This window comes from Vibrio sp. IB15 (genome assembly GCF_016406055.1).
In the GTDB taxonomy this organism is placed as follows: domain Bacteria; phylum Pseudomonadota; class Gammaproteobacteria; order Enterobacterales; family Vibrionaceae; genus Vibrio; species Vibrio chagasii.
In genome coordinates this window covers 56,903-80,476 of record NZ_JAEFCE010000019.1, presented here as the reverse complement: position 1 = coordinate 80,476, position 23,574 = coordinate 56,903, and the positions used below count along the sequence as shown (strand labels likewise).

19 protein-coding genes are annotated in these 23,574 nt (G+C 44.2%); 7 read left to right on the top strand and 12 right to left on the bottom strand.

Features of this window, described 5'->3' with window-relative positions:
• Nucleotides 1-303: IS4 family transposase (locus JC606_RS09565; protein ID WP_269819901.1), on the top strand; the 303-nt coding region annotated here is incomplete at its 5' end.
• Between the two features lie 54 nt (nucleotides 304-357).
• Here the strand turns inward: JC606_RS09565 and JC606_RS09560 are convergent.
• Complete coding sequence (locus JC606_RS09560; protein ID WP_061033770.1) at nucleotides 358-951, bottom strand: hypothetical protein; 594 nt, start codon at nucleotides 949-951, stop codon at nucleotides 358-360.
• A gap of 145 nt (nucleotides 952-1,096) precedes the next feature.
• On the opposite strand from JC606_RS09560, the gene cydH reads away from it, so the two are divergent.
• Both cydH and JC606_RS09550 read left to right on the top strand, forming a co-directional pair.
• On the top strand, nucleotides 1,097-1,186 hold the full coding sequence (cydH, locus tag JC606_RS09555; RefSeq protein WP_105057857.1) for a cytochrome bd-I oxidase subunit CydH: 90 nt from the start codon (nucleotides 1,097-1,099) through the stop codon (nucleotides 1,184-1,186).
• Between the two features lie 41 nt (nucleotides 1,187-1,227).
• Nucleotides 1,228-2,442 (top strand): patatin-like phospholipase family protein, encoded by a 1,215-nt coding sequence (locus JC606_RS09550; protein WP_198778500.1) that lies wholly within the window; start codon nucleotides 1,228-1,230, stop codon nucleotides 2,440-2,442.
• A 132-nt stretch (nucleotides 2,443-2,574) separates the two neighbouring features.
• Here the strand turns inward: JC606_RS09550 and pyk are convergent, their stop codons facing one another.
• Complete coding sequence (gene pyk, locus JC606_RS09545; protein WP_198778499.1) at nucleotides 2,575-4,020, bottom strand: pyruvate kinase; 1,446 nt, start codon at nucleotides 4,018-4,020, stop codon at nucleotides 2,575-2,577.
• 319 nt (nucleotides 4,021-4,339) lie between these two features.
• Between pyk and mlc the strand changes: the two genes are divergently transcribed.
• Both mlc and JC606_RS09535 read left to right on the top strand, forming a co-directional pair.
• Complete coding sequence (gene mlc, locus JC606_RS09540; RefSeq protein WP_102426030.1) at nucleotides 4,340-5,557, top strand: sugar metabolism global transcriptional regulator Mlc; 1,218 nt, start codon at nucleotides 4,340-4,342, stop codon at nucleotides 5,555-5,557.
• Nucleotides 5,558-5,723: 166 nt separating this feature from the next.
• Nucleotides 5,724-6,665, top strand: a complete 942-nt coding sequence (locus JC606_RS09535) for a chemotaxis protein CheV (RefSeq protein WP_137407679.1) — start codon at nucleotides 5,724-5,726, stop codon at nucleotides 6,663-6,665.
• 312 nt (nucleotides 6,666-6,977) lie between these two features.
• Here JC606_RS09535 and JC606_RS09530 read toward each other — a convergent pair whose 3' ends face one another.
• From JC606_RS09530 to JC606_RS09515, 4 genes are all read right to left on the bottom strand, one after another.
• Entirely contained in the window at nucleotides 6,978-10,070 is a 3,093-nt protein-coding gene (locus JC606_RS09530; protein WP_198778498.1) for an error-prone DNA polymerase, read from the bottom strand.
• Nucleotides 10,071-10,184: 114 nt separating this feature from the next.
• A complete protein-coding gene (locus tag JC606_RS09525; protein WP_198778497.1) occupies nucleotides 10,185-11,657 on the bottom strand; it encodes a Y-family DNA polymerase in 1,473 nt (490 codons plus the stop codon).
• Between the two features lie 3 nt (nucleotides 11,658-11,660).
• Nucleotides 11,661-12,368: a translesion DNA synthesis-associated protein ImuA gene (gene imuA, locus JC606_RS09520; RefSeq protein WP_198778496.1), complete on the bottom strand. Its 708-nt coding sequence runs from the start codon at nucleotides 12,366-12,368 to the stop codon at nucleotides 11,661-11,663.
• Nucleotides 12,369-12,684: 316 nt separating this feature from the next.
• On the bottom strand, nucleotides 12,685-13,425 hold the full coding sequence (locus JC606_RS09515) for a YciK family oxidoreductase (protein ID WP_017629695.1): 741 nt from the start codon (nucleotides 13,423-13,425) through the stop codon (nucleotides 12,685-12,687).
• 143 nt (nucleotides 13,426-13,568) lie between these two features.
• On the opposite strand from JC606_RS09515, the gene sohB reads away from it, so the two are divergent.
• Complete coding sequence (sohB, locus tag JC606_RS09510; RefSeq protein ID WP_443083681.1) at nucleotides 13,569-14,630, top strand: protease SohB; 1,062 nt, start codon at nucleotides 13,569-13,571, stop codon at nucleotides 14,628-14,630.
• A gap of 338 nt (nucleotides 14,631-14,968) precedes the next feature.
• On the opposite strand, the gene JC606_RS09505 is transcribed toward sohB, so the two are convergent.
• The 3 genes from JC606_RS09505 to JC606_RS09495 all read right to left on the bottom strand — a co-directional run bounded on the left by JC606_RS09505 (nucleotide 14,969) and on the right by JC606_RS09495 (nucleotide 19,850).
• Nucleotides 14,969-16,531: a SpoVR family protein gene (locus JC606_RS09505; RefSeq protein WP_198778494.1), complete on the bottom strand. Its 1,563-nt coding sequence runs from the start codon at nucleotides 16,529-16,531 to the stop codon at nucleotides 14,969-14,971.
• An 11-nt stretch (nucleotides 16,532-16,542) separates the two neighbouring features.
• The gene (locus tag JC606_RS09500; RefSeq protein ID WP_004737401.1) at nucleotides 16,543-17,814 is read right to left on the bottom strand and encodes a YeaH/YhbH family protein; all 1,272 of its coding nucleotides are present in this window, start codon (nucleotides 17,812-17,814) and stop codon (nucleotides 16,543-16,545) included.
• Nucleotides 17,815-17,915: 101 nt separating this feature from the next.
• On the bottom strand, nucleotides 17,916-19,850 hold the full coding sequence (locus tag JC606_RS09495; protein ID WP_004737402.1) for a PrkA family serine protein kinase: 1,935 nt from the start codon (nucleotides 19,848-19,850) through the stop codon (nucleotides 17,916-17,918).
• A 348-nt stretch (nucleotides 19,851-20,198) separates the two neighbouring features.
• Here JC606_RS09495 and JC606_RS09490 point away from each other — a divergent pair, with 348 nt between their 5' ends.
• Nucleotides 20,199-20,954: a MipA/OmpV family protein gene (locus JC606_RS09490; protein ID WP_004737403.1), complete on the top strand. Its 756-nt coding sequence runs from the start codon at nucleotides 20,199-20,201 to the stop codon at nucleotides 20,952-20,954.
• A gap of 144 nt (nucleotides 20,955-21,098) precedes the next feature.
• Here the strand turns inward: JC606_RS09490 and JC606_RS09485 are convergent, their stop codons facing one another.
• The 3 genes from JC606_RS09485 to pflA form a co-directional block, all read right to left on the bottom strand.
• Entirely contained in the window at nucleotides 21,099-21,668 is a 570-nt protein-coding gene (locus JC606_RS09485) for an outer membrane beta-barrel protein (RefSeq protein WP_198778493.1), read from the bottom strand.
• Nucleotides 21,669-22,063: 395 nt separating this feature from the next.
• Nucleotides 22,064-22,564, bottom strand: a complete 501-nt coding sequence (locus JC606_RS09480) for a YfbU family protein (protein ID WP_198778492.1) — start codon at nucleotides 22,562-22,564, stop codon at nucleotides 22,064-22,066.
• Nucleotides 22,565-22,785: 221 nt separating this feature from the next.
• The gene (gene pflA, locus JC606_RS09475; protein WP_198778491.1) at nucleotides 22,786-23,526 is read right to left on the bottom strand and encodes a pyruvate formate lyase 1-activating protein; all 741 of its coding nucleotides are present in this window, start codon (nucleotides 23,524-23,526) and stop codon (nucleotides 22,786-22,788) included.
• Nucleotides 23,527-23,574: the final 48 nt, after the last annotated feature.

Genomic DNA, 23,574 nt, shown 5'->3' with positions numbered 1-23,574 from the left:
ACTCGCTTACTCCAGTTGCGATTTATGAATAAGTCCGAAGAGCTATCCAAGGTCAATTGTGAGCGGGTATTTAAAGGCAAAGCCTGGAAGCTCATGTGGCTTAAGTTGGAGAAGAAAGAACTACCAAACGAGGCTCCGAATATATCATGGGCTTATAAAGGCATAGCTCGGTTGGGAGGATGGAAAGATAGTAAGCGGACAGGTCGAGCTTCGATAAAGGTGTTATGGCAAGGATGGTTTAGGTTACAAACCATCCTTGAGGGATATGAGTTGGCTAAGTCTCTTGATCAGCTCAACTTGTGATCAAGAGACAGGCAAATTAGTTGGCTTTTTCATTTCTGTAGTATGCATTGTCATTTAGAAAGTAAAACTTAATCCGACATTGGCTTGGAATTGGTTCATCCAGTCTGTATCAAAGCGAATAATGCAGTCTTGGCCATTGCTTGGAATGTTGCATACGCCGGTTGTGTCGTTATCTACGACGGTACCTAACCAACGAACTTGGGTATTGAGCGCTAAGCGGTCACTAAACTTATATTCTAAACCGCCAAAAATCGACGTCGAGAAACCGTATTTATCTTTTGCCCAGTCCACATCAACATAAGAGGCGCCCAGTCCTAAGCCTAGGTATCCTGACAGAACCGAAGATGCAGGGTAGTAAATACTACTTTGAAAGTGCAGGTATTGGATTGAAGAGCTTAGGTTAAGCGTTTCCAGCTCTGAGCTTTGATTCGAGTAAAAGAAGCCAATACGTCCTTTCTCAAGCGGCGTTTCAATGGCAAAGGTGTAATTTTCAGATCCTTTCATGTCATAGTTTTTACCATCTTGATCTTCAACACTCCCTCCGGCGGTATAACCAACCATTGGAGTAATAATGATCTCCGGTGAGGCATAAACACTCGAAACCGAAAAAAGTGCAACCAACGTCATCATATTTGCTTTGTTATTCATGAGTATATCCTTATCCATACACTTACTAATTGTGATGGTTACATCAATATCGTGCGACTAATTTCGACGATTCTTGAAGATACTTCACACACCTGATAGTACTTAAATAGTGACTCAACAAATTAATAATAAGCCAGAGGTGTCTATGGAACATAATCTGAAAAATGCCCTACAAATTACAGCGTTCATCTACGTAATCATTCTTTCATTTGGCTTTATTGCGATCGGTAGTTAATACCATTTATTGCGAGGCTGAGTTTTGATACTCAGGAAATAATGAATAGTGGGTTCGTAACCAATATTGATACCGCAATAGACTTAGATTATTACGCTAAGTTTATTGCTGGTAAAACAGCACTGGTCGCTCAAGGTGGCGGACAGAGAAGTATTTTTACCTCAGGCGTTCTCGACGCTTTTCTCCTCTCTAATTTTGACCCTTTCGATGAGTTTTTCGGTACCTCGGCAGGTGCGCTTAACTTATGTGCCTATTTGTGCCGTGATAAAGGTTTAGGGCGCTCTTTTGTCCTTGACCTGACCACCTCCCCAGAGTTCTTCAATCTGTTCTCTTACATACGGCACAGGAAGAATTTAGGGCTTGAGTGGGCCTTAGAGCAAATCATGGCTTATCCCTACAAGCTCGACCTTGATTTAGGGCGACAAACCTTAGGTGAGCGGCACTTCTATGCGGCGGTAACGGGTTCTAAAGATTTACGAGATCACTACTTCCCTCTGTTGGGAGACGATTGGTATAAGGTGATGATAGCAACTTGTGCCATTCCTCGTTTGTACAATGATGAGATCTTGATTGGTGATAGTGCTTATGTGGATGGCGGCGTGTCTGCCTCTATTCCCGTTCAAGAGGCGTGGCGTAGGCAGGCTCGTTCAATTGTTGTGATTCGTACAGAACCTGTAACGGATGAAGAGGGGAGACCGCTAGTTCAAGCTCCGCAGCAGCAACAGAAAATTCAAGCACCTAAACCGGTAACTGCCGAGGAGTTGGAGTGGTTCCGAGAATCGTTCGATAGTGTTCAAGGCCATTGGCAACAAAAAGTGGAGCAATGGAAGACGGACTGGACCTCTTTCTTCCAGCAGCAGATCCTACGCTCTAAAGAACAGAAGCGTGACCGTGGGCATTTAGATTTACTTAATGGCGGTCGATGGCTGTTTGGTGCTGATGATATTTACCGTTTAAGCCATTTAATTGGTGATAAGTTTGATTCTGGGTTGGCCGACATGTTGATGGTGCACTACCAAACTTACTCGTTGACTCAAGACTTTTTGAATTCTCCTCCGGATGATGTCTTTGTGGTGCAGATCGCGCCAAGTAAACCGTTAAAATCGAGCTCTTTAATGAGTGACAAAGAAGATTTGCTCCATGATTACGAATTGGGTTTAGAAGCCGGCTATCGATTCGTTGAAACTTATACCACAACAGAAAACGCTCGCAGTTCCCATATGCCGCAATTGGCAAGTATTGTTATTGATAAATAATACGGGCGGAATGCTATAGCTAGCTTTGTTGAGATAACATACTGAAATGAAGAAAGGGTTATTGAACTTAGTTCGATAACCCTTTTACTTTTATCTCATGTTGTCGCTGTTTTTTGCTTCATCTGCTTTTAGCTAGGTGACAGGTAGGATTCTCATACAGTTGGTTGAGCCAGCCACGTCCATGATATCGCCTTGAGTAATGATCACGAGATCACCAAACTTGAGATGACCTTTCTCTTTTAAGCAAGCAAGTGTCGATAGTGCAATGTCAAAGCAATCTTTGGCTTCTGTCTCAAAATAGATAGGGGTTACGCCTCGATACAAGGTACAACGGTTTAGCGTTCCTTCGTTACGAGACAAAGCGTAGATAGGCATGTCAGCACTTAAGCGAGACATCATCAAAGCAGTGCGCCCAGACTCAGTCAGCGTGACTACACCTTTAATGCCTTCCATGTGGTTGGCAGAGTAGATGGTTGCCATTGATACTGTTTCTTCTGCTGTCACGAAAGTGCGGTCAATTCGGTAGTTGGACTGATTGACGTTTGCCATCTTCTCGGCGCCCACACACACTTCAGCCATCGATTTTACCGTCTCTACTGGGTATTGCCCGGCAGCGGTTTCACCAGACAGCATTACCGCATCAGTACCATCAAGGACTGCGTTCGCTACATCCATTACTTCAGCACGGGTAGGCATTGGAGCGGAGATCATTGATTCCATCATCTGAGTTGCAGTGATGATAGTGCGATTAAGGGCTCTAGCGCGGCGTATAAGCTGTTTTTGTACACCGACCAACTCTGGGTCTCCAATTTCTACTCCGAGGTCACCACGAGCCACCATGACCACATCTGAAGCCATTATGATGTCATCCATGTTCTCAACGGTCGATACTGTCTCTGCTCGCTCTACTTTGGCGACCAGGTGAGCTTCTAAACCTGCTTCACGCGCAAGTTGGCGAGCGTAGTGCATGTCTTCGCCGTTACGAGGGAAAGAGACAGCGAGATAATCGACTTGGATTTGGGCGGCGGTGACGATGTCTCGTTTGTCTTTGTCGGTTAGCGCTTCTGCAGAAAGCCCACCGCCTTTTTTGTTGATGCCCTTGTTGTTGGATAGCGGACCGCCAATGATGACTTCGGTATGAACGCGGCAACCTTCGACCTTGGTGACTTTGAGTTGCACACGTCCATCATCAAGTAACAGAATGTCGCCGGCTGAGACATCATTCGGCAGCTCTTTGTAGTCGAGGCCAACGGCTTCTTGATTGCCTTCGCCTAAACCTAGGCTGCTGTCGAGGGTGAATTCATCACCAACAGCCAGTTGAATTTTTCCATCTCTGAATGTCGACACACGAATCTTGGGACCTTGAAGGTCGCCGAGGATAGCGATTTGTGTCCCCAGTTTTTTTGCGATTGCTCTGACTTTTTCTGCACGTTGTATATGGTCGTCGCTGCTGCCGTGGGAGAAGTTCATACGAACAATATTGGCACCTGCTTTGATGATCTCTTCAAGCACGTTACCTTTATCGGTAGAAGGGCCTAGCGTTGTGACGATTTTCGTTTTTCTTAATTCAGCTGTCATGAATACTCCTAGAGTGAGGCCAGTAATCTTTTTAAAAGACTGAATTAAGTATATGCATTAATTGATAATTTATTGGGAGCTAGGAGGATATTTCTTGATTTGCTTTTAATTATTGAATTCAGGGCTCAAACGCGATGTTTTATTCTGAAAATTAAGTCGTAAATTATCGATTTGGGTGTTAATTTTCCTCGAACTATTTGACTCGATACACAAAGATTCATGTATATACGTGATACTGGTCACGGCGATATACCAAGTGACTTCACAATTACTTCGCAAAGTAAAAAAATTATCTCGTTGATGATTTCTGGAGCGTAAAATGTACATGGCTCAACCGGGCCATATTGATCATATCAAACAGGTCAATGCTGGTCGTGTATATAAACTAATTGACCTTAAAGGTCCTATTTCTCGTATCGATCTGTCCAAACAAAGTGAGTTGGCTCCGGCGAGTATTACCAAAATAACCCGTGAACTCATGGAAGCTCACCTTATCCACGAGACGACGGTTCAAGAAGCCACGACTCGCGGACGTCCTGCTGTTGGCTTGCAAACCAACAATGAAGGTTGGCAATTCTTGTCGATGCGTCTTGGACGCGGGTATCTTACTATCGCGCTTCATGAACTGGGCGGCGATGTGCTTATCGATACGAAGATCGACATTCACGAACGCGACCAAGATGATGTACTTGCGCGTCTTCTTCATGAAATCGACGAATTCTTCCAAACTTATGCTGAGCAGCTCGACAGGGTAACCAGTATCGCGGTCACGCTTCCAGGCCTTGTGAATTCAGAGCAGGGTATTGTGTTGCAAATGCCGCATTACAATGTCGAAAACTTAGCTTTGGGTCCTGAGATCTACAAAGAAACGGGCTTGCCGGTTTTTATTGCCAATGATACTCGCGCGTGGGCGCTGGCTGAGAAGTTGTTTGGTAATTCTCAAGATAATGACAACTCTGTCTTAATCTCTATTCACCACGGTTTAGGTGCCGGGATTATTCTTGATGGCCGCGTTTTACAAGGTCGTCATGGCAACATCGGTGAGTTGGGGCATATCCAGATCGATAAGGAAGGCAAGCTGTGTCATTGTGGTAACCGAGGCTGCTTAGAGACGGTTGCGAGTTCACAAGCGATTCGTGAGCAAGTGAAAGAGCGTCTAGCCAATGGTGAGGAATCCACGCTGACTGCTTTTGAAGATGTCACGATTGAACAAATCTGTGCTGCTGCGGCTGATGGTGATCCGCTGGCGGTCGAAGTGATTGAGCAGTTAGGCCGTTATCTAGGTTCTGCGATTGCCATTGTGATTAACTTGTTCAACCCAGAGAAAATCTTAGTCGGTGGTGTCATCAACCAAGCTAAGAGCGTTCTGTACCCTGCGATTCAAAAATGTATCGAAGAGCAGAGCTTATCGGTTTACCACCAAGATTTAGAGCTGGTGGAATCTCGATTCTACAAACAAGCAACGATGCCTGGTGCTGCGCTTATCAAGCAGGCTCTCTACGACGGTCAGTTGCTAATGAAAGTTATTGAAGGCTAACTCTTTTTCTCTTCTTTTAGCCTTCCCCGATCCTTTCCATGTACTTAAGCTTCGTATAACAACATTTGTTGTACTTAGTTTAAGCATTCTGTGCATTAGCGCTTTGCTTTAACCCATTGAAGTAGGCTATTGTAGCCACAGTTATTATTTGTCACTAAGGTGTTGTATGTCTGGCGTTTTAAATTCGGTTGATCAGAGAACGAAACTGGTTGGTGAAAACCGTCTGGAACTCTTGTTATTCAGCTTAAATAGTCGCCAATTATTTGCGATTAACGTATTTAAAGTTAAAGAAGTGCTAAAAGTGCCGGTACTTACTCGCTTACCGGGCTCCCACCACCATATTACAGGGGTGGCTTCTTTACGTGGTGAATCAGTACCTGTGATTGATCTGCGAAGTGCCATTGGCTTTCCGCCGTCACGTGCAGAGTCTCAAGAAAGTAACTTGATCATTACGGAGTACAACCGAACTGTACAAGGTTTCTTGGTTGGACAGGTGCGTAATATCGTCAATACAACATGGACTGAAATCCAGCCGCCACCAAAGACAACAGGTCGTGCAAACTACCTAACCGCTATCACGCATATTCAAGAAGAAGAACAGCACAAAATCGTTGAGATCATCGATGTTGAGAAGGTGCTAGCAGAGATCATCGATTACGATGTGTCGATCTCTGAAGGTGTGTTAGATGAGCAGTTAGCTCAAGAGATGATAGGGCGTAATGTACTTATCGTTGATGATTCTTCAACCGCGCGTAACCAAATCAAGGGCACCTTGTCGCAATTAGGTTTGAACATTATTGAATGTTGTGACGGCTTAGAAGCTCTGAATTTACTTAAGGGCTGGTGTGATGAAGGCAAAGACATCAATCAAGAAATACTATTGATGATCACTGATGCTGAAATGCCTGAGATGGATGGCTACAAACTGACTCATGAAGTGCGCTCTGACCCAAGAATGTACGACCTGTTTATTACGCTAAATACCTCATTAAGCGGAAGCTTTAATGAAGCAATGGTTGAAAAAGTAGGGTGTAACCGCTTCATTTCTAAGTTCCAACCAGACTTGTTGGTTGAGGTAACTCAGGAGCGTATGCGTCAGATTTTGTAATTTATACCGACATGCAGTCTGTTTTGGGTGATCTTATGGAAAACGTTTGCTATTATTGATGCAGCATATTTCTCATAACAAAATATGCTCAACTACTCACGTAACTTTTCACGCACAATTTAAGGTAGTTCCTTTTAATGATATGGTTAACGTCTAAAGTTGTCATGACTTTAAGCTTATTACTATATAGGGAATTTAAGAAAAGACGTACGGAAGCTGACGTTGAGGTATAACTCAACAATTTGAAATAAAGGGAAGCTGGCGCTTCCCTTTTTCGTTTTATTTGTCGATATAAAACAGTAATTTGAGTTGTTAGTGAAAGTCTCGCGATTTGGTTTTTAAGCCAACAATCTCATCGGTAATATCGATAAGCTTACCTGCAATCACATGTACCACTTCACCTTCTTTTTCTAGGATGCCTTGCACCTTTAACGCCTTGGCTGTGAGATACGCTTGCTGTTGAGCGCGCGCCGTTGCTCCCCATACCACCACATTAATATTGCCCGTATTATCTTCCAGTGTGACAAAGGTGACGCCTGCTGCAGTTCCGGGGGATTGCTTACCCGTTACAAGCCCAACAACGGTGACCATGGATTTGTGTCGTTGTTGTTTTAAGTCTTTCATATGAGTGAATCGACCGAGTCGGTTAGCTTCTTCCAGTAACGTGATGGGGTGCTTATTCAAAGAGATCCCAACACTGGTGAAATCCGCAAGTAAATCCTGCATCTCGCTGGGTTGTCGCAATCCTTGTTCGTCATTATCTTTTTCAAAGCTGTCATCGATTTGACTAAACAAGGGTAGATCAGAGGCCGAGTCCATAATCGCCCAGCGAGTTTGAAAGCGGTCACCTGAAACGTTGTGAAGCGCATTTGCTGAGGCAAGTAGCTCAATGTCTTTCTTGTTGATTGATAACTGTTTTACCTGGTTAGGGTGGTGATAACCCGAGCTCGGCCGGTTAGCTAACACACTCTGGATACCATGTTCACTCAAGCCTTTGATTTGTCTCATCCCTAAACGTATGGCTAAACCGTTTTGCTGAGAGACAACGGTGTGGTTGTCTTGAGAGGTATTCACGCATACTGGGAGTATCGCTACATTGTGTCGCTGAGCATCTTGTACCAATTGCGATGGGCTGTAGAACCCCATAGGTTGGCTATTCAGTAAGGAGGCGTAGAAGCACTCAGGGTAATAGCATTTTAACCAAGCTGAACAATACGCGAGTACTGCAAACGAAGCGGAATGACTTTCCGGGAAGCCGTACTCACCAAAGCCACATATCTGTTTAAAGATTTGCTCGGCAAATTCAGTGTCATAGCCTCGCTTTTGCATGCCTTCAATGATTTTGGTTTTAAATTTAAATACGTTGCCGTTTTTCTTCCAAGCGGCCATCGCACGTCTGAGCTGATCCGCCTCACCACCTGTAAACCCTGCGGCGACCATGGCGAGTTTTATCACTTGCTCTTGGAATATAGGCACACCCATAGTGCGCGATAGAACGGATTCAACCTCTTTCGAGGGATAGCTGATTGGCTCAATACCATCACGACGCTTGAGATAAGGGTGCACCATGTCACCTTGAATAGGACCTGGGCGTACGATAGCGATTTGAATCACCAAGTCGTAGTACGTCCTTGGCTTGAGCCTTGGAAGCATGCTCATTTGGGCTCGTGACTCAATCTGGAATATGCCAACGGTGTCTGCTCGTTGAATCATGCCATAAACTTGAGGATCATCTTTAAGGCGAGTGATCTCTGCGATCGTTAACGAGCGACCATGAATACGCTTGATCAGGTCGAAGCATTTTCGAATGGCAGACAGCATACCAAGTGCAAGTACATCAACTTTAAGCAGCCCCAGAGTTTCAAGGTCATCCTTATCCCATTGAATAATTGTGCGATCGTGCATTGCGGCGTTCTCGACTGGAACCAATTCATACAAAGGTCCAGAAGAGATCACAAAGCCGCCCACATGCTGAGACAGGTGACGTGGAAAGCCGATGATTTCATTAACTAAATGGATAAACTGCTGACCTTTTAAAGATTCAGGTTGTAGCCCTAATAGCGTGAGCTGAGCCTGCCAACCTAGGCTTTTATCTCTGCGGTTGGTGTTCTTAATGAAGTAATCAAGCTGGGTCTCCTGTAGTCCCAGTGCTTTACCTACATCCCTTACTGCACTTTTGAAGCGATAAGAAATGACCGTAGCAGCAAGCGCAGCACGTTCTCTACCGTATTTTTGATAGATGTATTGGATGATTTCTTCGCGGCGTTCATGCTCAAAGTCAACATCAATATCGGGCGGCTCATCACGCTCTTTACTGATGAAGCGTTCGAACAGTACTGAGATCTGCCTTGGGTCGACAGAGGTGATCTCTAGGCAGTAACAAACCACGGAATTGGCCGCTGAACCTCGACCTTGATAAAGAATGCCTTGGCTTTTGGCAAACATGACGATGTCATGGATCGTCAGGAAGAAGAAAGGGTAGTCGAGCTCGTCAATAAGCCCTAACTCTTTATCGATGATCTGTTGAATGTCACTAGGGACACCTTGTGGGAAGCGAGCCTGTTTGCCTTTCTCGACCAACATGCGCAGATAACTCATGGGAGTTTCACCTTGAGGGATCAGCTCACTTGGGTATTCGTATCGCAAGCTATCCAAATCAAAGTCACACAGCTCAGCGATGCGATTGCTCTCTTCTAGCCACTCTGTTTTAAAGATATGAGAGAGCTTATTGATGCTTCGCAAACAGCGCTCGGCATTCGCCAATAGATGGGTGCCCACTTCGGTAATGGGCTTTTGGTATTTAATTGCAGTGAGTGAGTGCTGCAAGGGCAGACGATTAGCATTGTGCATCAACACGCCGCCACAAGCTGTCATTGGTAGGTGATGATGATGTGACAGCTCCACACAGTAATCGATGTACTGCTGATCGGTCTGTTTTAGGTGTCGTTGCAAGCCAATCCACAATCGACCTGAGTGATGTTGTGAAAGCCACTGTCCCCAATGGGCGTCTTCAGTTTTCTGTTGAGGAAGCCATAGAATGAAGCAGTGCTTAGCCGACATGATATCCCACTCAGAGAGCTGATAATGTCCTTTGCTGCTACGACGTCTAGCGTTAGTAATAATACGGCACAGTTCGGCATAGGCCTTTCTATTTGGGCACAGCAAAACCATTTGGCACTCTTCATTTAGCCAAAACATGCTTCCTACAATCTGCTTGATCGTCAGTTTGTGTTGCTTGATTGCAGAATGAACCTTAACGATACCCGCGACCGAGCACTCGTCGGTGACCGCAAGTGCTTTGTAGCGTAAAAAGTCGGCTTGTAAAACCAGCTCTTCCGCGTGCGAAGCCCCCTCAAGAAAAGAGTAATTACTTTGACAGAAAAGCTCTGAGTATTGTTGAGACATAATGTAATCTCACTTAATCATTGCGAGTAAACATGATTGAAAGGGGCGTTTAAATTGAGTCAATGGTGCGGATTGGCGATTCAACTCTTTATTGGTTAGCTGAATAAGTGTTAGTTAGCTGAATAAGCCGTGTAAGAACCACTGTTTATCTGGTGTTCTAAATACCCATAACCATCGACCGTTTTCACTGTGAGCAATAAAGTAGTCACGAATGATTTTCTCGCCATCCCACCATCCAGAAACAATCCGTTCAGGGCCCTGAGATAAGGTGACGTTCTCGGTTAAGGCTTCTGGCTCCGGCAGCAAAATACTGGGCCTGAGTCGCTGCTGACCCATGTTGAGAGTGGGTGTTGTTTGTTCCACAACCTCAACGGTGGCTTGTTTCTTTGCTACGGTTTTACTCAGGGTTGGAAGCGAGTAGCGGTTGGCTTTTTCTGGCCTAGGATCCTGCTGTATTTTGGGTGTTTGAATGCATGCCTGTCCGAGCTTTGCCTGTAACAGTGACAGTAGATCTAACGCAGCAAGTGTCCCGGTATTGCCATCAAAAAGATCATGGTAGGCCATTTGAGGCTCACCATGACGAGCTAACGAGAGAGTGAGCCCTTGAACAGGGGCTGTGAGCTTGAGTGACTCTAAGGTGAGATGGGTAAGGTTAGCCCACTTTTCAGCAAGGTAGTCGCCCTGTGCCGAATAGAAAGAGACATGGTGGTCGTCTTTATCCCTGAGATGCAGAGTCAGTGTTAGCTCAAACGCGACTCTGTCACGTAGCCTCAAAAAGCACTCCAGTTGATCCAATAATTTCAGCAGCGGCTTTTCGATAAATAGAATGTTCTCTATATCAAACAACAGCTCCAGATATTGCTGGAAGCTTTCTGGTGGATGATAGAAATCAATAGGGTGCTTGAATTGCCCATTGAGGCGACCAACATAATTGACCAAGTCGATATCAAAGCGACGTGCGACTTCTTGCAAAGGCAGCTTCAATAGCTCTTCAACGATATTAATACCGACACGATTTAAGCGCTCAACTTGCTTAGGTGGTAGCTCGCTAGAGCTCAATGCTTGTTGGTTAACCCAAGCCTTCATCTGTTGAACATTGTCTGTTACTTGATTGATCGCTTGTTTGCCCAGAAGGATCGCAGAAAGCGGTGAGTAGCCTGTGGCAAAACTGAACTTAATGTTGAGAGCTTCAATATGGCTTTTGAGTTCATGCCAGTAGTTATCCAGTCCATCGTAAAGCGATAGCATGTTAGAAGCTTTAATCAACAAGCCATTGGGTGGTAACAGAGTCATGTCGGAAGTCACCAGGTACGCCCATTGAGCTATCTCTTTCAGTTTGTTTTTCTCAAGCTCAATGCTGTATGGGTGAACGTGTAAGTGATGGCAAAGTGCCGCCGCTGACCCTAGCCCCATACCCAGTGTGATGCCTGATTCCCGCGCGACTTGATTAGCTTGCAGTACACGATGATCTTTTTCATCCACGATGATAATAGGTTGCTCGTGTGATTCTTCCTTTGAGCTCGACTCACTTGAGTTAAACAAGGTATCCAATTGCAGAGATGGAAAGTGCAGATACAGCCACAGCATACGCTAGCCTTGTTTCGCAATAGGAAAAGCCAGCACAGTATTATCAGACAAGGCACGGTGTGAACTGTCGATACTGATGACTTTCTCTGTCAGCAACGGCCAATGGTGAGTCATGTCGAGAATAAAGCTGCCATATGACCAACTGCCTTTTCTTTTTGTTACTTCAACCTTTAACCCCTGAGCATGAGAAGAGAGCTTCATGCTTAAAGAAACGGGTAGGGATAATTGGTTATGGCTGGTGGATTTAAAGTGAAACTGCAGGCATTTACCGGTTTCACTTGCAGCTTGTAAGCGTTTGGTTTGGTGTATTTCGAGATCGGCTCCCCATAACAATACAGAATGACAAGCACCACTCTTGAGGCATTGCTCAGCAGCCCACAATGCATCGAGATCGCGTTGAGGCTCGATCACCAAGATGTTATCAAGTTCGACTCCTTGGCTACTAAAAAACTCGGCACAGATCTTCCCTGGTGGGTTAATGAATATGGCCAGTTTCTGTGAGTTTTGCTGGGCTAAATAGGGGGTAAGCAGGCGAAGTTCGCCGATCCCTTGTTGTGATTCAACTTCAATAACGCCGTGCGTCGGAAAGCCACCATCAAGCTGTTTATCCAATTGCGGATAGCCTGTTGAAGTGGTACTTCCTAGCGTTGTTGATTGTAGCCCTTTCCAGATTAGCTGGCGGTCTTGTAAGTTTTTTATGAGTTCATGCATAATTAAATACCTGTATATTTATACAGTATATTTAATCGTGAAAAAGATGCAAAGCAAAATGACGAAAATTAGGGGAATAATACCAATCACAGTAAGTAAGTGATCATAAATAGCGCAGGAAAAATGCTTGAGAACAAGGCAGAAATTTTCGATAAGTAGTTATTCTACAATCAAAATTCCTAACGCCGTTATCGAGTGTTTTAACAAGCTAGGATGACCAGTTATTTACTACGATTGGTATCAGTGTTAGGTACTTGATTTAGATACAAAAAAAGCCGCTATTAAAGCGACTTTTTACGATTGGTTATAATATCAACTACTTAGGTTGAGCGTCGATACATTGACCATTAATATCTGTCACACTTGGGTTCATTAAGTGTAAGTACAGTGGGATGATATCCAGTGGCGTTTTTAGCTTGTTTGCATCTTCACCTGGGTATGCTTTTGCGCGCATTCGAGTTTGAGTGCCGCCCGGGTTGATCGCATTAACACGGATGTTGGTGTCTTCAAGCTCATCCGCTAGGATTTGCATCATACCTTCGGTAGCAAACTTAGAGATCGCGTAAGTGCCCCAGAATGCACGGCCAGAGTGGCCAACGGTAGAAGAGGTAAATACGATACGACCTGCTTCCGCTTTCTTAAGAGCAGGCAGAAGTGCTTGAGTCATCAAGAACTCAGACTTCACATTGATCTGCATAACATCATCAAAAGTCTCTTCATCAATCTGCTCAAAAGGGCTCAGAGTACCGAGAACGCCAGCGTTATGAAGTAGACCGTCTAAACGACCGAACTGTGACTCAATGGTTTCAGCCATATCAATGTAGTTCTGCTTTGTCGCGCCTTTTAGATCCAGTGGGATGATCGCAGGCTGTGGGTAACCAGCACTTTCGATTTCATCGTAAATAAATTCAAGGTTTTTAACATTGCGGCCTAGCAGAATAACCGTCGCACCATGTTGAGCGAAGCTTAGTGCCGCTTGGCGTCCAATACCGGCACCAGCACCAGTAACCAAAATTACTTTATCTTTGAGGGCATCTGTAGAGATTGGGTAATCCACTGTGCTTATCCTTCTTTCTTTTATTATGTTCGCCATTCCATTGATGTTTAATCACACAGATAACCGCAGGAATGATGAGAAATTCTTGGTAATCGTGACAAGATGGTTACAATACACTAATTCATACATTAGGGGATATGACATTGGAATTTTTGTTGGACTACGGCTTGTTTTTAGCCAAGATTGCGACCGTTGTAATCGCCATAATCGCAATTTTAGTCATTGCTAAATCTGTGGGTGGAAAATCAAGCGCGATTAAAGGTGAGCTGGAAATCACGAACCTATCTGAACACCATAAACAGACAATCGAACAATTAGAGCACCATCTACACGATGATGCTTTCATCAAAGCCCGTGATAAAGCAGAAAAGAAAGCGGAAAAAGAGAAAGTAAAATCACGCGGTAAAGAAGTGAAAAAAGCAGTGAAAGAGGGGGAGCTTGATAGCAAGCGTGAACCACATCTATTCGTTCTTGATTTTAACGGCAGCATTGATGCGAAAGAAGTGGCTTCATTACGCGAAGAGGTAACGGCGGTTTTGGCTGTGGCTCGTGAAGGCGATGAAGTATTACTTAAGCTTGAATCTGGCGGTGGCATGGTTCACGGCTACGGTTTGGCGTCTTCTCAACTTGATCGTATCAAAGCAGCAGGTCTGCCTCTGACTATCTCGGTAGACAAAGTGGCGGCAAGCGGCGGCTACATGATGGCATGTATTGCAGACAAAATTGTGTCAGCGCCTTTCGCTATCGTTGGCTCTATTGGTGTGATTGCTCAACTGCCAAACTTTAACAAACTGCTTAAGAAACATGATATTGAGTTCGAACAGCTAACAGCAGGTGAGTACAAACGCACACTGACTATGTTTGGTGAGAACAGCGATAAAGCACGTGAGAAGTTTAAAGAAGAGCTAGAAGAGACACATGGTCTATTCAAAGACTTCATTCGTGAGCACCGCCCAGCACTTGATCTTGATAAAGTGGCGACGGGTGAACACTGGTTTGGTACGCAAGCTCACGAACTTGGGCTGGTGGATGAGATCCGCACTTCTGATGACCTAGTCGTTGAAGCATGCAAAGACAAGACAGTGCTAGCGATTCACTATGTACAGAAGAAAAAGCTATCAGATAAGCTCGCAGGCGTAGCAGGTAAATCTGCAGACAGCGTGCTGATGAAGCTGATTGAACGCGGTCAAAAGCCGATCGTTTAATAGTGTTCGTTTAATACCAATCGTAGTAAGTAACTGTTCATCCTAGCTTGTTAAAAACCTCGATAACTTCGTTAGAATTTTTGATTGTAGAATAACTACTTATCTAAAAATTCTGCCTTGTTCTCAAGCTTTTTTCCTACGCTATTTTTGATCACTTACTTACTGTGATTGGTATAAGACGTTAGAGCTCAAGAAGTAAGAGCCAAAAGAAGCTTAAAAGGAAAGCGCATAAGTCTTGGACTTATGCGCTTTTTTGTTGCTCCACTTCCGAGCGGGTGACCACTATGTTGTAGGGGGAGCGGAGTCTTATACTCATCACCGATTAACAGCGATGGGTATTAGATTTTTGCTCCGTAATCATTACGTTTCGGGCAAGTAGTCAGAATCTCTCTATGACCTGTGTCTTTGACCTCTTCTAAAATCACATCGAAGCCCCATAAGCGATATAAGTGCTTCATCACTTCGTCGTAGCCTTTATCAAGAGGGATGCGGTCATGAGGGACATATTGGAGTGTCATTGAACGATCGCCGCGGACATCTACATTGAATACCTGAATATTAGGTTCAAGGTTGCTGAGATTGTATTGCGCGGCTAGCTTTTCACGGATCAGGCGGTAGCCTGGGTCATCATGAATAGCACTCACTTCAATGGTGTTTTTTCGGTCGTCATCGAGCACTGCGAATAGCTTAAAGTCTCGAATGATTTTCGGAGAAAGATATTGGCTGATGAAGCTTTCATCTTTGAAATTGTGCATTGCAAAGTGCACCGCTTCTAGCCAATCTGACCCTGCCAGTTCCGGGAACCAATCTCTGTCTTCATCGGTCGGTTCTTCACAGATACGGCGGATGTCTTTAAACATCGCAAAGCCAAGCGCGTATGGGTTTATGCCACTGAAATACGGGCTGTTGTAGGCGGGTTGCGCGACTACGCTAGTGTGGCTGTGTAGGAACTCTAAGATGAACTTATCGCTCACTAAACCTTCATCGTACAGATGGTTGAGGATGGTGTAGTGCCAGAAGGTTGCCCAGCCCTCATTCATTACCTGAGTCTGTTTCTGAGGGTAGAAGTATTGGCTGACCTTGCGAACTATACGCACACATTCACGCTGCCAAGGTTCCAGTAGAGGCGCATTCTTTTCAATGAAGTAAAGAATGTTCTCTTGTGGCTCGCTTGGGAAGCGTACTTTCTGCTCTTCCTCTTTGTCGCGGTTTTGTGGCACAGTGCGCCACAGTTCGTTGACTTGAGATTGCAGGTAAGCTTCACGTTCTTCTTGGCGAGCGGTTTCTTCTGCGATGGAGATCTTCTCTGGGCGCTTATATCTGTCAACGCCGTAATTCATTAGGGCATGGCAAGAATCGAGTAGTTGTTCGACTTCTGAAACGCCGTATTTCTCCTCACAACCATTGATGTACTTCTTAGCAAACAACAAGTAGTCGATGATTGAACTTGCATCTGTCCATGTTTGGAACAGGTAATTCCCCTTAAAGAAAGAGTTATGGCCGTAACAAGCGTGTGCCATTACTAGCGCTTGCATCGTCACAGTATTTTCTTCCATTAAGTAGGCGATACAAGGATCTGAGTTGATCACGATTTCATACGCGAGCCCCATTTGACCATGCTTGTAGTTTTGTTCTGTTTGAATAAACTTCTTGCCAAATGACCAGTGGTTGTAATTAATTGGCATACCGATACTCGAGTACGCGTCCATCATCTGTTCAGAAGTGATCACTTCGATTTGGTTAGGGTAAGTGTCTAGTCGGTAATGCTGCGCCACACGCTTAATTTCCACGTGGTATCGCTCTAAGAGGTTGAATGTCCAATCTGGACCATCAGGCAGCATCTTGTCGTTGTTCTTTGGTGCAGCTCTGTCTTTCTCTGCAACGTTTGATTTCGCTATCATGGCAAGCCCCCTTACGCTGTCTCTTTCTGGAACAGTTCTCTAAACACAGGGAAGATATCATCCACTGTTTTGATGTTTTTCATGGCGAAGTTGTCGAAGCTCGCTTCTAACTTCTCATACTCATGCCAGAGCGTTTGGTGTGAGCGACGCGTGATTTCGATGTACGAGTAGTATTGGCAAGTCGGCAGAAGCGTGTTGACCAGTAACTCTTTACAACGAGGAGAGTCATCTGCCCAGTTATCACCATCAGACGCCTGCGCAGCATAGATATTCCACTCATTAGCCGGGTAACGGTCAGCGACAATTTCTTTCATCAGTTTTAAGGCGCTCGATACAATGGTGCCACCGGTCTCTTGTGAGTAGAAAAACTCATGCTCGTCGACTTCTTTGGCTTGAGTATGGTGACGAATAAACACCACATCGACATTTTCGTAGGTGCGATTAAGGAATAGGTACAGCAGCACATAGAAACGTTTTGCGATGTCTTTGGTGGCTTGGTCCATCGAGCCAGACACATCCATCAAGCAGAACATCACCGCTTGGCTAGATGGAATAGGGCGTTTCTCGTAGTTTTTGTAACGTAAATCGAAGGTATCGATGAACGGCACGCTATCGATTTTTTTACGTAGCTCGGCAATCTCTTCCTTGATTCGAGCTTCTTCGAACGGTTGAGCGGGCTCGGTCATTTGAACTTGATCGAGCTGGTCCATTAGCGTTTTTAAATCGCGTTTTCGACCTGCTGTCATTGCGGTTCGACGAGCCAGTGACTGCTGCAGCGAACGAACAATCGCGATGTTGGATGGAATCCCGGCGCTTTGGTAACCAGAGCGGTGGGTTTTCCATTCAGTGATCTTGTTTACCTGATTTTTTTCTAGGTTAGGCAGAGCGAGATCTTCAAACAGAATATCAAGGTATTCGTCTTTCGATATTTGGAAAGTAAACTCATCTTGACCTTCGCCATCAGGACTAGCATCCCCTTGGCCTGACCCTCCCCCCTGACCGCCACCTTTCGGGCGCTCGATTTTGTCGCCGGTGATGAATTGATCATTACCAGGGTGCACGCGTTCTCTTACGCCACCTTGGCCTTGGTGAAAGCTCGGTTCTTTGATGTCTTTATGAGGAATAGTGACGTCCTCACCAGTTTCAGTGTTGGTGATTGAGCGTCGGTTGACTGCATCGGCCACAGATTCTTTGATTTGCTCTTTATGGCGTCGTAAGAAGCGCTGTCTGTTTACAGCACTCTTATTCTTGCCATTGAGCCTCCGATCGATAAATTGTGCCATAAGAACTCCCTCTCAGCTGATGTCGCGATCCTACTTTTACTCGGGTATAAGAGTTATTGGTTGGTATGAGCTGCCCATTTGAGCAGCTCTATACCGTTTGGTTATGAGGATTTACGAACTCTTAGATACCACTCAGATAGCAGTCGCACTTGTTTCTCGGTGTAGCCTTTTTCCATCATACGAGCAACGAAGTCGTCGTGCTTTTTCTGATCATCCGTTGAGGTCTTAGCGTTGAACGAGATAACAGGAAGTAGCTCTTCTGTGTTGGAGAACATTTTCTTCTCAATCACAGTGCGCAGTTTCTCGTAGCTGGTCCAAACCGGGTTTTGACCGTTATTGTTCGCCTTGGCACGAAGCACAAAGTTCACAATCTCATTTCGGAAGTCTTTAGGGTTACTGATACCGGCTGTTTTCTCGATTTTCTCTAGCTCACCATTTAGAGAAGCACGGTCGAATAGCTGACCTGTTTCTGGGTCGCGGTACTCTTGGTCTTGGATCCAGAAGTCTGCGTAGGTTACATAGCGGTCGAAGATATTCTGACCGTACTCAGAGTAAGACTCTAGGTAAGCGGTTTGAATTTCTTTGCCGATAAACTCTACGTAGCGTGGCACTAGATATCCTTTCAAGAACTCAAGGTATTTCTCGGCGGTTTCTTGCGGGAATTGCTCACGTTCAATTTGTTGTTCAATGACGTAGAACAGGTGAACCGGGTTCGCGGCCACTTCGGCTTGGTCGAAGTTGAACACGCGAGATAGGATCTTAAAGGCGAAACGAGTCGATAGACCAGACATACCTTCATCTACACCTGCGTAGTCGCGGTACTCTTGATAACTCTTCGCTTTTGGATCGGTATCTTTAAGGGTTTCACCATCGTAAACGCGCATTTTCGAGAACAGAGACGAGTTCTCAGGCTCTTTCAGTCTCGATAAGATGCTGAATTGCGATAGCAGGTCGAGTGTGCTTGGCGAACATGGTGCGTTCGACAGTTCACTGTGCTCAAGCAGTTTCTTGTAGATCTTAACTTCTTCAGAAACGCGCAGACAGTAAGGGACTTTTACAATGTACACACGGTCTAGGAAAGCTTCATTGTTTTTGTTGTTGCGGAATGTCTGCCACTCGGATTCGTTCGAGTGAGCCAAAATCATACCGTCGAATGGCAGCGCTGAAAGACCTTCAGTACCGTTGAAGTTACCCTCTTGAGTTGCTGTTAGTAGAGGGTGTAGTACCTTGATTGGTGCTTTGAACATCTCTACGAATTCCATCAGACCTTGGTTCGCTTTACACAGCGCACCAGAGTAGCTGTAGGCATCTGGATCATCTTGAGAGAAGTGTTCTAGTTTACGGATATCTACTTTACCAACTAGGGAAGAGATATCTTGGTTGTTTTCATCACCAGGCTCTGTCTTCGCGATCGCCACTTGGTCGAGGATAGAAGGGCGTAGCTTGATGACTTTGAATTTAGAAATGTCGCCGCCGAAATCATGCAGGCGTTTTGCGGCCCATGGAGACATAATCGAACGAAGATAGCGTTTTTCGATGCCATACTCATTTTTCAGTAAGTCACCATCTTCATTGACATCAAATAGACAGAATGGGTGGTCATTTACTGGGCTTCGTTCACCGTCAGCAGAAAGTACGTAAATAGGTAGCTTTTGCATCAGAGCTTTTAGCTTTTCAGCAAGCGATGATTTACCGCCGCCCACAGGACCCAGCAAGTAAAGGATCTGTTTGCGTTCTTCTAGGCCTTGCGCAGCATGTTTTAGATAAGAAACAATCTGTTCAATCGCGTCTTCCATACCGTAAAAATCTTCGAATTCGCGGTAACGAGATATAACTCGGTTAGAGAAAATGCGACTTAGTTGAGGGTCTTGCGCGGTGTCAATAACCTCAGGTTCGCCAATAGCCAGAAGTAAGCGCTCCGCGGCGTTGGCGTAAGCACTTTTGTCGTCTTTGCACAGCGCCAAGAACTCTTGCAGTGTCAGCTCTTCTTCCTTGGCTGCTTCATAACGTGATTGATAGTGGTCAAATATACTCATAGTCACATTCCCCTTGTTAACCAGTCAAAACTGACGAGCGATTGAAAAATAGGCTCTCCCTACATTTTAAGGTTAGACCCGCTTCCACAATTTTGCTTAACAATTATGTATTTATTTACAATTTTTCACGAAAAAAATTTTGAGGTAGCAATTCATTACTGGAGATAAATCAGATTGAAGTTTCTTGTATTAGAGGTTTGCTAGTTATTTTTGGTGATTTGGAGGGAAATTAGATTCTTGTGGTGAATTATTGATCATTAAACCGATTGTTCACTGTTATTATTTTTGTTAATAGCAGTGTTGTACAATGTAGCATCTTGTTAAACTTGCTCATTATTAGGAAAAAATGTGAAAAGTCATTGGCTAAAAGTCATCGCTATCGTTACTACAACATTGGGGACGACAGCTGCTCATGCGCAAATATCGCAGTGGTCCTTAGGGGTTGCAGCCTCTTACTCTCCTGCTGTCTATAAAGATACGCCGTCAAATCGTGCGGTTATTCCAATGATAGGTTATGAAGGTGAGTACTTTTTTATGCGTGGCTTTAGTGCTGGTTATCGTTTATTACCAGCAGGCTCACCACAAAATGTGGTCTTACGAGCTGTTTATGACCCGAGAACCTTGAAGCCCAGTGATTCTGGCAACGTTGATATCCAGAATCTAGATGAGCGCAAAGCTTCAGTACTAGGCGGGATAAGCTATCAGTTGATTACTCTCGTTGGAATGTTTGAAGCGACAGCGGGTTCAGACATTGGCTTTCAACACAATGGGCTTTATGCTGAGGCAGCATGGCGTCTACCTATTCGCCGTAGTGGTTGGGCGATTACGCCTTCAATTGGTTATGCTTATAATGGTGAACGTTTAAATAATCACTTATACGGTGTGAGTTCAGCAGAAGCTGCAAGAACGAATTTAAAGGAATTTGATGCTGGTTGGGATGGCCAGTACTTTATTAGCCTGGGTGGTTATCTACATGTAACGCCAAGTATCCGACTTACGGGGGGGGTTCGTTACACTAACCTAGAGGGCAATATCGAGAACAGTCCAATCTTAGAAAGCGGCATTAATATGGCGGCAAACGTTGGTGTTGCTTACGTTTTCTAGTTAAAAAGAAGAAAACATAAAAGGGTTACTCATGATGAGTTACCCTTTTTATTTATGTCAGGTACAGCGCGGTTAAGGTTAAGATACCAAAAATCGTAATTACGATAACTTGTTCAACGACTGTAAAACTTTTTACTTAATACCTTAGAAAGTGAATCCAGCTTGTAGTCCAAGAGTCCCCTCATTGAGTAGGTTTAGGTCACCTGAGTTGTAGTCGTAGAAATCGAAACCAACACGAGCCATAAACTTCGAGTGACCGAACATTGGCTGTATAGATTTAAACTCAGCACCGATGCCGTAAGTTGCCCCCCATTCGCTATTTGAGTACTTGCTATTAACTGAACCATCTTTATCGGTTCTCGTTGATTTAGAATTGAAGTTAGAGTATGCAAGACCAACCTTACCGTAGATAGCAAAAGACTCATCGAAGCTATATTTATACACTGGGGCTAAAGACATTTTGAAGTGTTTGAAATTGTCTTTGTACTTAGTTAGGTCACCGTGTATATCCTGCGTAACCATTTTACTGTCGGAATCTATGTAATTCATTGTTGATTCAAGATGAAAATTGGTATCAAGAATTTGTGAGCCAGCAGTGAATTGTAGACCTCCGTCATCTTTGTTAATGCCAACGCCGCCAAGTACGTACATGTCGTTAGCTGCGAAAGATGAAGTTGACAGAATAGCTAGTGATGCAAGGATGAATTTTCTCATTTTTATCGCTCTGGTTAATTAATTTCGGTGAGCATTCTAGCTACTTCTTTAAAATAAAAAACACCGTTCGAAATTTGGGTGGCGATTTTTAATTTGTATTACATGTTTCGATGTGGAATTAATAAAGGTGAATGACATTATTACTTATAAGTCATAGTCTTATGATCATTAGTTAATGGGCGATATCAGAGAAATTAATGGGAAACGGCTCAATGTTTAATATCTTATCTGCATGTTTCATTGCCATTTTCTGTGGGCAAAGTTCACTTCATATCCACGTTGCTACATAGTTCCCGTTTTCTCTCTTTATACACAGGCAGTAAAAAAGGGTCACTCGTGATGAGTAACCTTTTTTGAAACTTTTTAAGCCAAGCTGAGGCTTATCTTTTTATGCATTAAGCACTAAAGATTTGAGATAGCTCTGTTGCACATAGGTGATACTGACGAGGGCAGTTGTGCCATGTTGTTAGCATGCGACGGTATTTATCTAGCATTGGCATTTGGCTATTGAAGTGGTGATCCGCTTTATCGAATTGAGGGTAAAGGCCTTCAGAGTCAACAAGGAAACGTACGTAGTGTACGATTTGTGCTTCAGATGCAATGTCGAAACCTAAGAACTGTAGGCGACGCTGATCAACCTCTTTACGCTCATCTTCTTCAAGCATTTTGTTCGACTCTTGCATTGCATGGTACATCTCCATGATGTCGATAATTTTGCGACATTCTACTTCAGTCAAACAACCAAACTCTTTGTTAAGCTCATGCATTTGGAGTTCGTAACCACGCTCTACAATCGTTTGTAGACGTTGGTATTTAGCAGAGTTCTCAGGCTCCATTTGAGACATTAGGTAGTATTGATTTGATAGAATTAGACGCTGAGCATTGGTCATTTCCATGGGAGAAGCCTCACTAAAAAACTAAATGTTGTATTCTTTTGTTGAAGTAAGAGTAACAGCATTCCTACGAGTGGAAACATGATCTCAACACGGATTTAATATGATTTTTTGAATTGATAAACAAAAGCTGTAAAGAAAAGTGAAAGGATTGTTTGGCTCGAAAAAGAAAACGCCCCAATCGAAATTGAGGCGTTTGAAATAGGTTTTGAATACCGTTGATATTAGTATTTTACGTTGGAGTGATATTGGCTCAGAACCGCAACAATTTCATCCATTGTCTCTTTACTTGGCGGGTTTACGCCTTCAAGAGGGTAGTCCAAACCAAGAGCTTCCCATTTATGCGCCCCCAATTTGTGATAAGGAAGCAGCTCTACTTTTTTGATGTTATCCATGTCTTTAATGAACTCACCAAGTAGATGTGCATCTTCTGGTGTGTCTGTGTATCCAGGAACAATCACGTAACGGATCCAAGTCGTTTTACCAATCTTATGAAGGTAACGGGCAAAATCGAGAGTACGCTTGTTAGATACACCAATGAAATCATGGTGAATTTCATCACGCATGTGTTTCAGGTCGAGCATCACAAGATCAGCGGCGTCTAATACTTCATCAACCACTTCTGTGTGCTTACGAATATAGCCATTGGTATCAAGGCAAGTATGGATACCTTCAGCCTTAGCAGCTAGAAAGAAGTCACGGACAAACTCAGGCTGTAGCATTGCTTCACCACCAGAACAGGTGATGCCACCGCCAGAAGCTTTCATGAAGTGACGGTAAGATTTCGCCTCGTTGATGATTTCTTCTACAGTGACTTCTTTGCCATCATGAAGGTCCCATGTATCGCGGTTGTGGCAGTACATACAACGCATTAAGCAGCCTTGAAGAAATACAATAAAGCGGATACCAGGGCCATCGACAGTACCACAAGATTCGTATGAGTGAATGCGACCAGTTGTAGACATGAGCTATTCTCGGAGAGGAATTTATGCCCTTTATTTTATTACAAAAAC

Coding starts and splice junctions, on each gene's coding strand:
- JC606_RS09525 (WP_198778497.1), bottom strand. CDS start 11,657: ATGCTGTGGCTGTATCTGCACTTTCCATCTCTGCAATTGGATACCTTG.
- JC606_RS09550 (WP_198778500.1), top strand. CDS start 1,228: ATGAATAGTGGGTTCGTAACCAATATTGATACCGCAATAGACTTAGAT.
- JC606_RS09530 (WP_198778498.1), bottom strand. CDS start 10,070: ATGTCTCAACAATACTCAGAGCTTTTCTGTCAAAGTAATTACTCTTTT.
- pflA (WP_198778491.1), bottom strand. CDS start 23,526: ATGTCTACAACTGGTCGCATTCACTCATACGAATCTTGTGGTACTGTC.
- JC606_RS09485 (WP_198778493.1), bottom strand. CDS start 21,668: ATGAGAAAATTCATCCTTGCATCACTAGCTATTCTGTCAACTTCATCT.
- JC606_RS09535 (WP_137407679.1), top strand. CDS start 5,724: ATGTCTGGCGTTTTAAATTCGGTTGATCAGAGAACGAAACTGGTTGGT.
- imuA (WP_198778496.1), bottom strand. CDS start 12,368: ATGCATGAACTCATAAAAAACTTACAAGACCGCCAGCTAATCTGGAAA.
- JC606_RS09560 (WP_061033770.1), bottom strand. CDS start 951: ATGAATAACAAAGCAAATATGATGACGTTGGTTGCACTTTTTTCGGTT.
- JC606_RS09500 (WP_004737401.1), bottom strand. CDS start 17,814: ATGGCACAATTTATCGATCGGAGGCTCAATGGCAAGAATAAGAGTGCT.
- pyk (WP_198778499.1), bottom strand. CDS start 4,020: ATGACAGCTGAATTAAGAAAAACGAAAATCGTCACAACGCTAGGCCCT.
- JC606_RS09480 (WP_198778492.1), bottom strand. CDS start 22,564: ATGGAAATGACCAATGCTCAGCGTCTAATTCTATCAAATCAATACTAC.
- JC606_RS09505 (WP_198778494.1), bottom strand. CDS start 16,531: ATGATAGCGAAATCAAACGTTGCAGAGAAAGACAGAGCTGCACCAAAG.
- cydH (WP_105057857.1), top strand. CDS start 1,097: ATGGAACATAATCTGAAAAATGCCCTACAAATTACAGCGTTCATCTAC.
- mlc (WP_102426030.1), top strand. CDS start 4,340: ATGTACATGGCTCAACCGGGCCATATTGATCATATCAAACAGGTCAAT.
- JC606_RS09495 (WP_004737402.1), bottom strand. CDS start 19,850: ATGAGTATATTTGACCACTATCAATCACGTTATGAAGCAGCCAAGGAA.